The sequence below is a fragment of the Marinovum sedimenti genome (genome assembly GCF_054052205.1).
The window spans coordinates 189,885-201,991 of record NZ_CM133223.1 but is presented as its reverse complement, the minus strand read 5'-3'; the positions used below and the strand labels follow the sequence as shown (position 1 = coordinate 201,991).

Sequence of the window (12,107 nt, the reverse complement as noted above, 5' to 3'; positions counted from 1 at the left end):
CTGGCCTTGGAAATGCGTTGTGTTGGGGAGGTCAATCGTCATTGCGGCCTCTCCCATCCGGGGCGTTTTTCGCTGATCGCGTCGCGGATGTGCTGTGGCGGCTCGGTGGTCTGGGCTTCGTAGGTGCCAAAGACTTCGAGCGTCTGGGTGCAGCGCGCCGCAAGGAACCACTTGCCGCAGCCATGCGCGTGCCGCCAGCGTTCAAAATGCACGCCGCGCGGGTTTTGCCGCGAGAACAGGTAGTCGTGGAACTCACCGTCATCCGAGCCGGGGCCGTGGCGTGTGAGATGGGCCTCGCCACCGGGGGACAGCTCGGTTTCGTCGGCCTGAACGCCGCAATAGGGGCAATGAAGGGTCAGCATGGGCGCGGCCTCTGATCTTGGTCCTGAAACGGCAAAAGGCAGGCGTCCGGGGACGCCCGCCTTAGCGAGGAGGTGTGTAGGGGGTCGGCAGGTGCCGGGTTACTGCGCGTCGACCGGTGCTTCGGTTGCGCCTTCTGCCGGTGCAGGTTCAGCTGCCGGGGCGGTGCTTTCGATGTTGACGTTAAGGTCTGAGGACCCGCTCGAGCCGCCGGGAATGTCGCCGCCTGCGAACATGACCCAAGCCAGCACAGCCACGATAACAACGAGGATGCCGACAATAAACGCCATGCCGCCGTTGCCACCAGAGTTGGTGGTTGTTGTGGTCGTGGTGTTGGTGTGCTCACGGTCAAGACGATCGATGTGATCGTTGTTTGTATGGTCGGACATTGGGATACTCCCTTGCTCATTGACTTCACAGAGACAACGTCGGCCTGTGTGAAGTGGTTCCCGAGCGAGGGTGTGTTTTTCGCGGCGGTGCGGCGGAGAATGGCCGATCCCGCGATGTCCGATGCCGTCATGTCCGATGCAGTGGACGTTAACGCCGCTGAACCGCGCCGAACGCTTCCTTCACGAAAATACGACGTCTTAAATGCCAGTCTGCCCGCTTGGAGCATAGAGCGTATGAGAGGCGTGGCAGATGTATGCAGGGTATTCGTGGTCAGACCTTGAGGCGTGGAGCCGCGCTCATCCTGACCCAGAAATCCGAACAAAGTCGCAAGCAGGTTTCGTTCAGGGCGATGTGCACGCCCTGAATGCGCTAAAACTGGAATTTGAGTGGCAGCGATCAATGCGCGACCCCCGCCGCCACGCTCTCATCAATGAAGCGGCCAGCGTGGAACCGGTCGAGCGAGAAGGCCTCGGTCAGCGGCGAGTGCCCCTTGGCCATCAACTCTGCCATGCCCCACCCCGAGCCGGGGATCGCCTTGAAGCCGCCAGTGCCCCAGCCGCAGTTGATGAAACAGCCCTCTAGCGGGGTTTTTGACAGGATCGGCGACCGGTCGCCCGTCATATCCACGATACCGCCCCATTGGCGCAGCATCTTGAGGCGTGAGATCATCGGGAAGGTCTCGACCAGCGCCCGCACGGTTTCCTCGATATGGTGAAAGCTGCCGCGCTGGGTGTAGTTGTTGTACCCATCCGCGCCGCCGCCGATCACCATCTCGCCCTTGTCAGACTGGCTCATATAGCCGTGCACGGTGTTGGCCATCACAACCACATCCATGCAGGGCTTGATCGGTTCCGACACCAGCGCCTGCAAGGCCACCGATTCCACCGGCAGACGGAACCCTGCCATCTCGGCCAGCACGCCAGAGTTGCCCGCGACGATCATGCCAAGCTTGTTGCAGGTGATCTCGCCCTTGGAGGTCGACACCCCCGTGACGCGGCCCGCCTCTTGCCGGATGCCGGTGACTTCGCATTTCTGCAAGATGTCCATGCCCATCGCCGAACAGGCGCGCGCATAGCCCCACGCCACCGCATCATGGCGCGCGGTGCCGCCACGGGCCTGCCAGAGCGCGCCGAGCACGGGGTAACGCGGACCCGAGAGTTCGATGATCGGCACCAGCTCCTTGACCCGCTGCGGCGAGATCCACTCGGTTGTGACGCCCTGCAAAGCATTGGCATGGGCCGTGCGCTGATAGCCGCGCACCTCATGCTGGGTCTGCGCCAGCATCATTACGCCCCGCGGGCTAAACATCACGTTGTAGTTCAGATCCTGGCTCATCGTCTCATACAGCGAGCGGGATTTCTCATAGATCGCGGCTGAGGGATCTTGCAGATAGTTCGACCGGATAATGGTGGTGTTACGGCCCGTGTTGCCGCCGCCAAGCCAGCCCTTCTCGATCACCGCGACATTGGTGATGCCGAAATTCTTGCCCAGATAATACGCCGTGGCCAGCCCATGCCCGCCTGCGCCGACGATGATCACATCGTAGTGCTTCTTTGGCTCGGGCGAGGCCCAGGCCCGCTCCCATCCAAGGTGATAACGCGCGGCTTCGCGGGCGACGGCAAAGGCTGAATATCGCTTCATGTGGTTCGAATCCCGGTGGCTCTCATGGGTGGTTCTAAAAGACTAAGCCAGTGTGCCCGCCTATCAAATCCGCCACAATGCCTGTCAATCACGACATGGTGCCTTTAACGGGCTTTTCCCTTGCCGGTGGGACAGGGTACAGGGGGGCATGATTGTTGATGATATCCAAGAATTTGCCCGCGCCGTGCCGCCAATGACCGCCCTGATCGGGCTCGATCTTGGGGACAAGACCATTGGCGTTGCTGTCTCTGACAGTTTCCGCAGCGTGGCGACGCCGCTCGAAACCGTGCGGCGCAAGAAGTTCGGCCTTGATGCCGCGCGCCTGCAAGAGATCATCGCCAAGCGCAGCATCGGCGGGGTGATCCTTGGGTTGCCGCGCAATATGGATGGCTCGGAAGGGCCGCGCTGTCAGTCAACCCGCGCCTTTGCCCGCAATTTCGCGCGTCTCTGGGAGGGGCCGATCTCGTTCTGGGATGAGCGGCTGTCCACCGTTGCCGCCGAACGCGCGCTGCTCGAGGCGGATACGTCTCGGAAACGTCGCGCCGAGGTGATCGACCATGTGGCGGCCTCGTATATCCTGCAAGGGGTGCTGGACCGGATGGCGCATCTGGGGCGGACATGACGAAAGGCGAACGGATGAAAGATCAGGTCTGGAAACGCGACGAAATCGAAAGCCCCTGCGTTAATATCTGCGTCATCCATCCCGACGCGCGGATCTGCGCCGGGTGTTTGCGCTCGATTGATGAAATCACCAAGTGGTCGGTGATGAGCGGTGATGAGCGCGCGACGATCATGGCAGAGCTGCCCAATCGGCGCGGCCATCTCAAGAAGCGCCGTGGTGGCCGGAGCGCGCGGCTGGGGCGCAAGACGCCCTAGCGCAGCGTAGGCCGCTCCGTATTTAGGCCGTGCCGTTTCAAGGCCACTCCATCTCAGGCCGCCCCGCCTCAGGCCGCCATATCCAGCAACACCGCCCCGCGCCGATGGCGCCCTTCGACACGCGCATAGGCGTCGCGGATACCGGCCAGCGGAAACCGACTGTCGATCACCGGGCGCAACTGGCCCGCGGTGATCCAACGGCTGAGAATGCGCAGGTCCTCCTTGGTATCGCCACTCACCCCGATCAGCACGCGGCGGCGGCGGGTCAGCGCGGTCCACAACGCCTGCCCCACCTCACGCAGACCAAAGTTCAACGGCACAAACACGCCGCGCGGTTTTAGCAGTGGGCGGACCGTGGCAAAATCCGCCGCGCCGACCGTGTCGATCACCGCATCAAACCGCGTGGTCAATGTGCCCAGCTTTTGCGTCCGGTAATCCACGGTCTCGTGCGCCCCCAAAGTGCGCACAAATTCCGCGTGTTCGCCCGAGGCAACACCAGTCACCTCAGCGCCCAAAATGCGCGCGATCTGTACCGTGTAGGCGCCAACGCCCCCCGATGCCCCGATCACCAGTAGCTTTTGACCCGGCTTGACCTTGGCAAAGTCGCGCAGGAACACCAGTGCCGAAAGGCCGCCAAACGGCACCGCCGCCGCATCCTTCAACGTCAGGCCAGAGGGCACCGGCAGCACCGCGCCGTCCGCCTTGACCACAAGGTATTCCGCATGTGCGCCCAGCATTACAAAGCCAAAGACCTCTTGCCCTTGCGCGAACTCAGTCACCCCCTCGCCCAGCGCCACCACCGTGCCAGCAAATTCGCTGCCCAGCACTGGCGCGCGAGGACGCCTTAGCCCGAACATCAGCCGACCGGGCACCGCCAGAACGCCGGGAAAGGCCGCCGCGCGCAGCCGCCAATCGGCGGTCGTTACGCTGCCATGCGCGAGCTTTACCAAAATCTCGCCCGGCCCCGGTGTCGGCTGTGCAAGGTCTTCGATCCCGACCACCTCGGCCCCGCCATACTCGTTATACATCGCCGCTTTCATCGCTGGCCTCCTTACGTGCATTTGGCAACTTGTACCCTATGCACAGGCATTGCGGGAATTGACCAATCCGGCAGGACTGTTATGCATTTTCGCATGGATTGGCGCAGTGTCACCTTTGATTGGAACCGGGCGCGGGCGTTTCTCGTCACCGCCGAGGAAGGCTCGCTCTCTGCCGCCGCGCGCGCGCTTGGCATGGCGCAGCCAACACTGGGCCGTCAGGTCAGCGCCCTTGAGGACGAGCTTGGCGTGGTCCTGTTTGAGCGCACCGGGCGCGGGCTGGAACTGACGCCCTCGGGGCTGGAGCTGATGGACCATGTGCGCGCGATGGGTGACGCCGCCACCCGCATTTCGCTGGCGGCCTCGGGGCAGAGCCAGGACATCGCCGGGCATGTCTGTATCACCGCCTCCGAGATCTATTCTGCCCATTTGCTGCCGCCGGTGGTGGCCGAGCTGCGCCAAAGCGCGCCGGGGCTTGAGATCGAGATTGCCGCGACCAATGCGGTGACCGATCTGCGCCGCCGCGAGGCCGATATTGCCATCCGCAACACCGAACCCAAAGACCCCGCGCTGACCGCCAAGCGAATTGCCGAAGACAGCGGCTGGTTCTACGCAGCGCAAAGCTATCTGGACCGGCGCGGCACGCCGCAGGGGTTTGACGATCTGTCCGGGCATGACTTTGTCGCGATGGACAGCGCCGAGGCGATGATCGCCGCCTTTGCCACCTATGGCATCACGCTGACCCGCGACATGCTGGCCATTCGCAGTGACAACCATCTGGTGCATTGGGAGTTGGCGCGGCAGGGCGTGGCCATCGGCATCGGGCCGGATTTCCTGGGCCAGAGCACACCGGGCATGGTGCGGCTTTTGCCGGGTCAAAACCCGATCCGCTATCCGGTCTGGCTCGTGGCGCACCGCGAGGTTAAATCATCGCGCCGGATCAGGCTGGTCTGGGACACGATCGACCGCCATTTGCGCGCCCGCCTGCGCCACAGTTTGCGGTAAAGCACCAAAGGAAACGCCATGTCTGACCGCTATGCCCTGTACTACACCATCCCCCCAGGCCCCTTGGCCGAGGCGCTGGCCGATTGGCTGGGCTGGGATCCGGTGTCGGGCCAATCGCGCGTCGCGCCCGATGTGCCCGGCCTGCCCCGCGCGCCCGAGGCGCTGACCGAGCGGCCGCGCAAATACGGCCCGCATGGCACGCTGAAACCGCCGTTCCACCTGACCCCCGGTATGGAAGCCACGGCACTGGAAAGCGCGGTGCAGGCGTTTGCGCTTGGCCGGGGTCCGGTGGTGCTCGAAGGGTTGGAGCTGCGCCGCATCGGGCGGTTTCTGGCGCTGACCGCGCTGGGCGACACCGCTGCGCTGCGCGATTTTGCTGCCGATGTCGTGCAACACTTCGATGGCTTTCGTGCGCCCCCAACGCCGGAGGAACTGGCGCGGCGGCGCAAGGCCCGGCTCTCATCCGATCAGGAGCGTAACTTGCAGCGCTGGGGCTATCCGCATGTGATGGAGAGCTTCAAGTTTCACATCACCCTGACCGGCCCGTTGAAGGAAGACGAGATTGCCGCGACCCATGCGGCTTTGACGGCGCATTTCGCGCCTCTGTTGCCCGCGCCCTTCACTGTCGATGCGCTCTCATTGCTGGGGTCGGACGCAGACACAGGCCGCTTTCATCTGATCCGTCGGGCGGCGCTTGGCGGATAGGCCTTGATGCCGCGACGCAGCATGACCGCCCACTGGAAGGCTCTGTTTTAGCGCATAGATTTACTGCGATTTTGCACCGCGTTTCGCAAGATTATAAGCCACCTGTCATGCAGCCGACATATCCGTACTTTACCAATGCGTGTATTCCAACGCATGAGCAGGTAAATGTCGGTACTCTCCCTTCCTCTTCGCATCACCGAAGCCCGCATCCTGTGCGATACCGGATTTGCCGAGGGCGCGCTGACCCTTGCGGACGGCAGGATCACCGATGGCCCGGCCCCCGAGATTGCCCTACCCGGCTATGATATCCTGCCCGGTATTGTTGATGCCTGCGCGCAGCGGCCTGCCACCGGCCCCTTGGGCAACTTGGGCGACCTGTCGACGTTTGAGGCCAGCCTTGCCGCGCAGGGGATCACCACCGCCGGGCTGGTCCTGGACTGGGGCTGGCAAACCCCCGATCACAGCCCCGACGCCGCCTGTGCCCTGCTGGCCGCGCTGGCAAAGCTCCGCAAACAGGCGCGGACTGATCTGCGGGTGATGCTGCGCTGTGACACCCATATGATGGACAGCGAGGCACTATTGCTCTCGGTGCTCGACAGCGGTTTGATTGATGCGGTGCTGTTCGTCGATACGCTGGGCAATGCCATCTGCCCCGCCACGCGTGAGATGCGCAAAATCGCGGACACTCTGCGCAATCGCAGCAGTGAGGTGCATCGGTTTCTCTGCAACCTCGCCCATGCCTTTGATCAAAGCGGCCTCAGGTCCGGCAGTTACGGCGACCGGGATGGTCAGGCGCGGGAACGGCTGGCGATGATGGGGGCCAAGATTTGTGTCGCCCCCGCGGGCCAAGGCGCCGCCGAGGTGGCGCGGGCCTGGGGCGATCCGGTTCTGATGCCAGCTCAGGGGGTTTTGCAAGGCAGCGGCGTGGCCGGTGCCCCGGCAACCCGCGATTTGATTGCTGTCGGGATGTGTGATGCGCTGGTGTCTGACGGCACACCAGAGGCGCTGGCCCGCGCCGCGCTGCGCCTTGCGCGGGTGGGTGCCTTGCCGATGGCCGGGGCGTGGTCGCTTATCGCGTCCCGGCCTGCGGGTATATTGGGGCTCAAGGACCGGGGCCGGCTTGTGCCCGGCCAACGCGCGGATCTGGTGGTGTTGCACCGCGCCAGTGGCCGCATCGCCGCCACCATGGCCGCCGGGCGCTGGATCTGGCGCAACCCGGAGTTCGCGCTGCCGTTTCAGACGCTTGCGCGACAGATGCCTCAGGGAATCAGCACGCCGCGCCGGTCGACTGTGATCGCGTCAGCGCCAAGATCGTCATAGGTGATCCGCAGCTCGATCGTTTGCACCGATCCCAGCCCAAAGCCGACGTAAGGCAGGCCATCCTCGGGCAACAGCGCATTGGGCGTGGCCATATCCTCGTGGCACGGCGGCAGGGCAAAGACCTGCATCGCACCGCCGTTTATGCCGTATTCCATCTGGGCCAGCCCGCAGCGCCAGGCGAGCAGATGGGTGAAATACACCAGATCGCGCCCGTCATATTCGCGCACTGCCACCCAGTTTCCCTTGGTGGCGTCAAGGATCGATCGGATTTCCGTGGCGGTGGTAAAGCGTCCGGTCGGCACCTGCGGCTCTGCGGTCAAGCTGGTGCCAGTATCAGCCCCAGATTCAGCCCCGGTGTCAGCCCCGGTGTCAGAGATGGCCCCCTTGGAAGGGCCACTCGCCACGTCCCTCTCCGCATCGTCGCGCCCTGCGCCGCCAGCACCCGCTATGAGTGCAATCAGGATAAGAATTAAATGCATAGGTCTTTCCCCTGTAATCATTTTGTTAATTACGCCGCGATATGAGGTATTTTTGGCCGCAAACCGCTTTTGGCAAATGCAATTCCGTCTTATAGTCCGCAACAAAAGACGTAAAAGCAAGCGGGGCAGACAGGTGGCAGACCCAATCGGCGATACGCCGTTCAACATCGTGATCGTCGGTCAAAACGGACGGTTGCAATATGAGGCTCTGCTGTTTGCCGCCTCTTTCCGCCATTACAATCGTGGTTTTCGGGGTCGCTTGTTCCTTGCCGAGCCGCAACCCGGCCCGTTGTGGCAGAAAGACCCGCGCATCAAGAATGAAGACCTGCGCAATCTGCTGTTGGAACTGGGCGTTGATTTCCTCCCGTTTGAGAGCCGGCATTTCGGGCAGGACTACCCCTATGGCAACAAGATCGAAGCGCTTGCCGCCCTGCCCGAGGGCGAGCCTTTTGTATTTTTCGACACCGATACGCTGATCACCGCTGACCTGCGCGAGGTGCCGTTTGATTTCGACCGGCCGGGCGCGTCGATGCGGCGCGAAGGCACGTGGCCCAAGCTGGAATTGTATGGGCCGGGCTATACCGAAATCTGGAAATCGCTTTACGACAGGTTCGGCCTCGATTTCGATAGCTCGCTCGATTTGGACCAGCCGGATGAATACTGGCAGCGCTATCTCTATTTCAACGCCGGGTTCTTTTATTACAAATGCCCTAAGGTGTTTGGGGATAAATTCCTTGAGTATGCGCTGGCGATACGCGACGCGCCGCCAAAAGAACTTGTCTGCCAAGCGATGGACCCCTGGCTGGATCAGGTCGCCTTGCCGCTGGTGATCCATGCGCTCGGCGGTGGACGGGATGCCCTGCCCGCTGGTTTCCTCGACGGGTCGCATTCCTGTCACTACCGGGTGCTGCCGCTGCTGTTTGCCCGCGAGAGCAAAGCGGTGGTGGATACGCTGGAAATCGTGACCTCGCCCAACAAGATCAAGAAACGGCTGAAAGAATATGAGCCTGCGTTGCGGATGATCTATCAAGGACGCGGCCAGAAGGTGCGCGATATGTTTGATCAGGACAATCTTCCCGGTCGCGAACAGGCGATCCGCAACAAGATCAAGCGCGAAGGCTTCTGGATGCGCTAACCTTGCACCGGTGCGCAAACCCGATCCATCAATGGATCGGTGCTGATCTGTCAACAGATCAGCTTGGTCGCCGCGGGAACACTGCGCGTCTTCTGTGCGGATGGTTGGTCCGCTGCGCGGCACGTTCGGGCGCGACACTGTACGCCCAAAGGCAAGTGACCCGCGACTGGATCGCGCGCGCGGTTCTAAATCTCATATCCCCGCACCCGTGCGCAAAGCCCGATCCATTGATGGATCGGACCTGATCTGTTGACAGATCAGCCCGGCCGCCGCGTGAAAATTAGCCGTTTGCAGTCTGGTAAATGCGCCGGGGCCTGCCTAACCTGCCGAAAATTTCAACTCGGGAGGATTCCATGACTGACGGCCCCAGCTACGGCTTCGACACATTGCAAGTGCACGCAGGCGCACGCCCAGACCCGGCCACAGGTGCACGGCAAGTGCCGATCTATCAAACCACCGCCTATGTGTTTCGCGATGCAGAGCACGCCGCCGCGCTCTTCAACCTTCAGGAAGTCGGCTATATCTATTCCCGCCTGACCAACCCGACTGTCGCAGCACTTCAGGAACGGGTTGCCACGCTTGAAGGCGGTGTCGGCGCAGTCTGCTGTTCCTCGGGTCACGCCGCACAGATCATGGCGCTGTTCCCGCTGATGGGTCCGGGCAAGAATGTGGTGGTCTCGACCCGGCTGTATGGCGGATCGGTCACGCAGTTCAGCCAGACCATCAAGCGGTTCGGCTGGTCCGCGACCTTTGTCGATTTCGACGATATGGAGGCGGTTGCCGCAGCGGTCGACGATGACACCCGCGCGATTTTCTGCGAATCCATCGCCAATCCCGGCGGCTATATCACCGACATGGCAGCCGCAGCCAAAGTGGCCGACGACGCCGGCATTCCGCTGATCGTCGACAACACCTCTGCCACGCCCTACCTGTGCAAACCGATCGAGCATGGCGCGACCTTGGTGGTGCATTCTCTGACCAAATACCTGACAGGCAACGGCACCGTCACCGGCGGCTGTGTCGTCGATTCGGGCAATTTCGATTGGTCCGCCTCCGACAAGTTCCCCTCGCTCAGCGCCGAAGATCCCGCCTACCACGGCCTCAAATTCCACGAGACCTTTGGCCCGCTGGCCTTCACCTTCCACTCCATCGCCATCGGCCTGCGCGATCTTGGCATGACGCTGAACCCGCAAGCCGCGCATTACACGCTGATGGGGATCGAGACGCTCAGCCTGCGGATGGATCGCCACGTTCAAAACGCTGAAAAGATCGCGGCTTGGCTGGAAACCCATGATGCTGTCGAAGGCGTCACTTATGCGGGCCTCGACAGCTCGCCGCACAAGGCGCGCAAGCAGCAGTTTTGCCCCAAAGGTGCGGGTGGCTTGTTCACCATTGCGCTTAAGGGCGGCTATGACTCCTGCGTCAAATTTGTTGATGCGCTCGAGTTGTTTAGCCATGTGGCCAACCTTGGCGACACCCGCAGCCTTGTGATCCACTCGGCCTCGACCACCCACCGCCAGCTGACCGAAGCACAGCAGAAAGCGGCCGGCGCCAGCCCCAATGTGGTGCGGATTTCCATCGGGATCGAAGATGCGAAAGACCTGATTGCCGATCTCGACCAAGCGCTGATCAAAGCTTCGGCCTGATAGCGCGGCATTTCACGACTGGCCGTGGATTCGAAAATGACAAAGACGCGCTCCGATTGATTTTGGGGCGCGTCTTTACTTTGTGGCAAGGAGACCCGGTTAAAGGTGTCGCAGATTTAGGACGTCAGCCGAAAGATCCGTTGAAATGCTGCATCAAACATGCCCCACCGCCGGGTCACATCCGGCGCCGGACACCTGCGATTTCCCGCACACGCGGGCCGTCAACGAATACGGTTTCTACTGCGTCCCCGACGCCTATGCCAAACGCGAGGTGCCCGAGGCGCTTCTGCGCGGTGAGGTTTATGAACCCCAGACCCTGCGCCTGATGCGGCGCCATGCCGGGGCGGGTGACATCATCAGCGGCGGTGCCTTTATTGGCGATTTCCTGCCCGCATTGGCGCAGGCTCTGGTGCCCGGTGCCACGCTGCATACCTTCGAACCGGTCCCACTTAGCCACGCGGCGGCAGTTGCAACCATACGCCTGAACCGGCTGCGCAATGTCAGCCTGCATCCTTTGGCCGTCGGCGAAGTGGCCGGACAGCTTACGCTTCAGACAACCGCCGACAATGGCACCCCAATGGCCGCCCGGGCGCGCGTGGTGGACGACGCGATGCCCGACCGCACGGTCGAGGCCGAGGTCGCAAGGATTGACGATCTGGTCGACGCCTCGCGCCGCGTCTCTATCCTGCACTTTGATCTCGAAGGCCACGAATGGCCTGCCATTCTGGGCGCGCGCCGGGTGATTGAAACCTGCCGTCCGATGATCGTGCTCGAAGCCGAAAAGGCCTGGGCGGTGCGCGGCTATGAGACACGGCTGCACGAGACGTTCACCGGGCTGGGCTATCGCCTGTCGGGACTGATGGAGCGCAATGCTTTCTTCCTGCCAAGCGCCGCGCACTAAGGGCCTTCATGGCTCGGCGATACCGAAAACCATCGTGACCTGCGCCCGAACCGACAGCTCGCCTGCGGCCACCGGCACGTCGCTCGCCATCATCGCTTCTGCGCGGGCATAAAGCGGACCGGGGCTCTGATATCCGCCGGGTTCCGAGATTTGCTGCACCGGGCCAAGCCTTACCCCGGCCGCCTGGGCATACAGTTGCGCCCGCGCGCCAGCGTCGGCCACCGCGCGCCGGCGGGCTTCGTTTTGCAGCGGGTCCATATCGCGCAGGCCAAAGCTGATGCCGTACAGCCGGTTCGCACCATCGGTGACCAAAAGCCCGATCACCTCGCCAATCCCTTCCAAATTCCGCAACCGGATCGACATATCGTTGCGCGCGTTGAACCCGACGATTTCAGCAGCCTCGCCTGGCGCAAGCCGATCCCGCTCGCTCCAGATCGGATCAAGCCCCAGCGTCGTGGTCTGGATGTCGCGGGGCTGCACGCCAAGCGTGTTCAACCGCTCGAACAGCGCCCGCACGCCATCGTTCACCAGTGTCATCGCGGCTTCAGCCGTCGCAGATTGATGCGACACGCCAAAGGTGAGAGTCGCCATATCGGGCGCGGCAACTGCCTC

14 protein-coding genes are annotated in these 12,107 nt (G+C 62.6%); 8 read left to right on the top strand and 6 right to left on the bottom strand.

Annotated elements, in window-relative coordinates:
* Positions 1–38: 38 nt before the first annotated feature.
* The 3 genes from ACW9UO_RS01015 to ACW9UO_RS01005 form a co-directional block, all read right to left on the bottom strand.
* Positions 39–362, bottom strand: a complete 324-nt coding sequence (locus ACW9UO_RS01015; RefSeq protein WP_457087170.1) for a sarcosine oxidase subunit delta — start codon at positions 360–362, stop codon at positions 39–41.
* Positions 363–461: 99 nt separating this feature from the next.
* The gene (locus tag ACW9UO_RS01010; protein WP_457087169.1) at positions 462–749 is read right to left on the bottom strand and encodes a hypothetical protein; all 288 of its coding nucleotides are present in this window, start codon (positions 747–749) and stop codon (positions 462–464) included.
* 397 nt (positions 750–1,146) lie between these two features.
* Positions 1,147–2,391, bottom strand: coding sequence for a sarcosine oxidase subunit beta family protein (locus tag ACW9UO_RS01005; RefSeq protein ID WP_457087168.1), 1,245 nt, complete (start codon positions 2,389–2,391; stop codon positions 1,147–1,149).
* Between the two features lie 148 nt (positions 2,392–2,539).
* Between ACW9UO_RS01005 and ruvX the strand changes: the two genes are divergently transcribed.
* Positions 2,540–3,013 carry a Holliday junction resolvase RuvX gene (ruvX, locus tag ACW9UO_RS01000; RefSeq protein WP_457087167.1) on the top strand — a complete coding sequence of 158 codons (474 nt, stop codon included), beginning with the start codon at positions 2,540–2,542 and terminating at the stop codon, positions 3,011–3,013.
* A 14-nt stretch (positions 3,014–3,027) separates the two neighbouring features.
* A complete protein-coding gene (locus tag ACW9UO_RS00995) occupies positions 3,028–3,267 on the top strand; it encodes a DUF1289 domain-containing protein (RefSeq protein ID WP_457088580.1) in 240 nt (79 codons plus the stop codon).
* Between the two features lie 68 nt (positions 3,268–3,335).
* Here the strand turns inward: ACW9UO_RS00995 and ACW9UO_RS00990 are convergent, their stop codons facing one another.
* On the bottom strand, positions 3,336–4,307 hold the full coding sequence (locus tag ACW9UO_RS00990; protein WP_457087166.1) for an NAD(P)-dependent alcohol dehydrogenase: 972 nt from the start codon (positions 4,305–4,307) through the stop codon (positions 3,336–3,338).
* Between the two features lie 93 nt (positions 4,308–4,400).
* Here ACW9UO_RS00990 and ACW9UO_RS00985 point away from each other — a divergent pair, with 93 nt between their 5' ends.
* From ACW9UO_RS00985 to ACW9UO_RS00975, 3 genes are all read left to right on the top strand, one after another.
* Positions 4,401–5,309: a LysR family transcriptional regulator gene (locus ACW9UO_RS00985; protein WP_457087165.1), complete on the top strand. Its 909-nt coding sequence runs from the start codon at positions 4,401–4,403 to the stop codon at positions 5,307–5,309.
* An 18-nt stretch (positions 5,310–5,327) separates the two neighbouring features.
* A complete protein-coding gene (locus tag ACW9UO_RS00980; protein ID WP_457087164.1) occupies positions 5,328–6,014 on the top strand; it encodes a DUF1045 domain-containing protein in 687 nt (228 codons plus the stop codon).
* Positions 6,015–6,179: 165 nt separating this feature from the next.
* Positions 6,180–7,334 carry an amidohydrolase family protein gene (locus tag ACW9UO_RS00975; RefSeq protein ID WP_457087163.1) on the top strand — a complete coding sequence of 385 codons (1,155 nt, stop codon included), beginning with the start codon at positions 6,180–6,182 and terminating at the stop codon, positions 7,332–7,334.
* Here ACW9UO_RS00975 and ACW9UO_RS00970 read toward each other — a convergent pair.
* Entirely contained in the window at positions 7,274–7,813 is a 540-nt protein-coding gene (locus ACW9UO_RS00970; RefSeq protein ID WP_457087162.1) for a hypothetical protein, read from the bottom strand. The genes ACW9UO_RS00975 and ACW9UO_RS00970 overlap by 61 nt on opposite strands.
* Before the next feature lie 133 nt (positions 7,814–7,946).
* Here ACW9UO_RS00970 and ACW9UO_RS00965 point away from each other — a divergent pair, with 133 nt between their 5' ends.
* The 3 genes from ACW9UO_RS00965 (at position 7,947) to ACW9UO_RS00955 (ending at position 11,495) form a co-directional block, all read left to right on the top strand.
* Positions 7,947–8,948 carry a hypothetical protein gene (locus tag ACW9UO_RS00965; protein WP_457087161.1) on the top strand — a complete coding sequence of 334 codons (1,002 nt, stop codon included), beginning with the start codon at positions 7,947–7,949 and terminating at the stop codon, positions 8,946–8,948.
* A 353-nt stretch (positions 8,949–9,301) separates the two neighbouring features.
* Complete coding sequence (locus ACW9UO_RS00960) at positions 9,302–10,594, top strand: O-acetylhomoserine aminocarboxypropyltransferase/cysteine synthase family protein (RefSeq protein ID WP_457087160.1); 1,293 nt, start codon at positions 9,302–9,304, stop codon at positions 10,592–10,594.
* 145 nt (positions 10,595–10,739) lie between these two features.
* Positions 10,740–11,495 (top strand): FkbM family methyltransferase, encoded by a 756-nt coding sequence (locus ACW9UO_RS00955; RefSeq protein ID WP_457087159.1) that lies wholly within the window; start codon positions 10,740–10,742, stop codon positions 11,493–11,495.
* Positions 11,496–11,501: 6 nt separating this feature from the next.
* On the opposite strand, the gene ACW9UO_RS00950 is transcribed toward ACW9UO_RS00955, so the two are convergent.
* Complete coding sequence (locus ACW9UO_RS00950; protein ID WP_457087158.1) at positions 11,502–12,086, bottom strand: SIMPL domain-containing protein; 585 nt, start codon at positions 12,084–12,086, stop codon at positions 11,502–11,504.
* Positions 12,087–12,107 lie beyond the last annotated feature (21 nt).

Bases quoted from the DNA above. Each gene is read 5' to 3' on its own strand.
- ACW9UO_RS01015 (WP_457087170.1), bottom strand. From the start codon at position 362: ATGCTGACCCTTCATTGCCCCTATTGCGGCGTTCAGGCCGACGAAACC.
- ACW9UO_RS01010 (WP_457087169.1), bottom strand. From the start codon at position 749: ATGTCCGACCATACAAACAACGATCACATCGATCGTCTTGACCGTGAG.
- ACW9UO_RS01005 (WP_457087168.1), bottom strand. From the start codon at position 2,391: ATGAAGCGATATTCAGCCTTTGCCGTCGCCCGCGAAGCCGCGCGTTAT.
- ruvX (WP_457087167.1), top strand. From the start codon at position 2,540: ATGATTGTTGATGATATCCAAGAATTTGCCCGCGCCGTGCCGCCAATG.
- ACW9UO_RS00995 (WP_457088580.1), top strand. From the start codon at position 3,028: ATGAAAGATCAGGTCTGGAAACGCGACGAAATCGAAAGCCCCTGCGTT.
- ACW9UO_RS00990 (WP_457087166.1), bottom strand. From the start codon at position 4,307: ATGAAAGCGGCGATGTATAACGAGTATGGCGGGGCCGAGGTGGTCGGG.
- ACW9UO_RS00985 (WP_457087165.1), top strand. From the start codon at position 4,401: ATGGATTGGCGCAGTGTCACCTTTGATTGGAACCGGGCGCGGGCGTTT.
- ACW9UO_RS00980 (WP_457087164.1), top strand. From the start codon at position 5,328: ATGTCTGACCGCTATGCCCTGTACTACACCATCCCCCCAGGCCCCTTG.
- ACW9UO_RS00975 (WP_457087163.1), top strand. From the start codon at position 6,180: ATGTCGGTACTCTCCCTTCCTCTTCGCATCACCGAAGCCCGCATCCTG.
- ACW9UO_RS00970 (WP_457087162.1), bottom strand. From the start codon at position 7,813: ATGCATTTAATTCTTATCCTGATTGCACTCATAGCGGGTGCTGGCGGC.
- ACW9UO_RS00960 (WP_457087160.1), top strand. From the start codon at position 9,302: ATGACTGACGGCCCCAGCTACGGCTTCGACACATTGCAAGTGCACGCA.
- ACW9UO_RS00955 (WP_457087159.1), top strand. From the start codon at position 10,740: ATGCTGCATCAAACATGCCCCACCGCCGGGTCACATCCGGCGCCGGAC.
- ACW9UO_RS00950 (WP_457087158.1), bottom strand. From the start codon at position 12,086: ATGGCGACTCTCACCTTTGGCGTGTCGCATCAATCTGCGACGGCTGAA.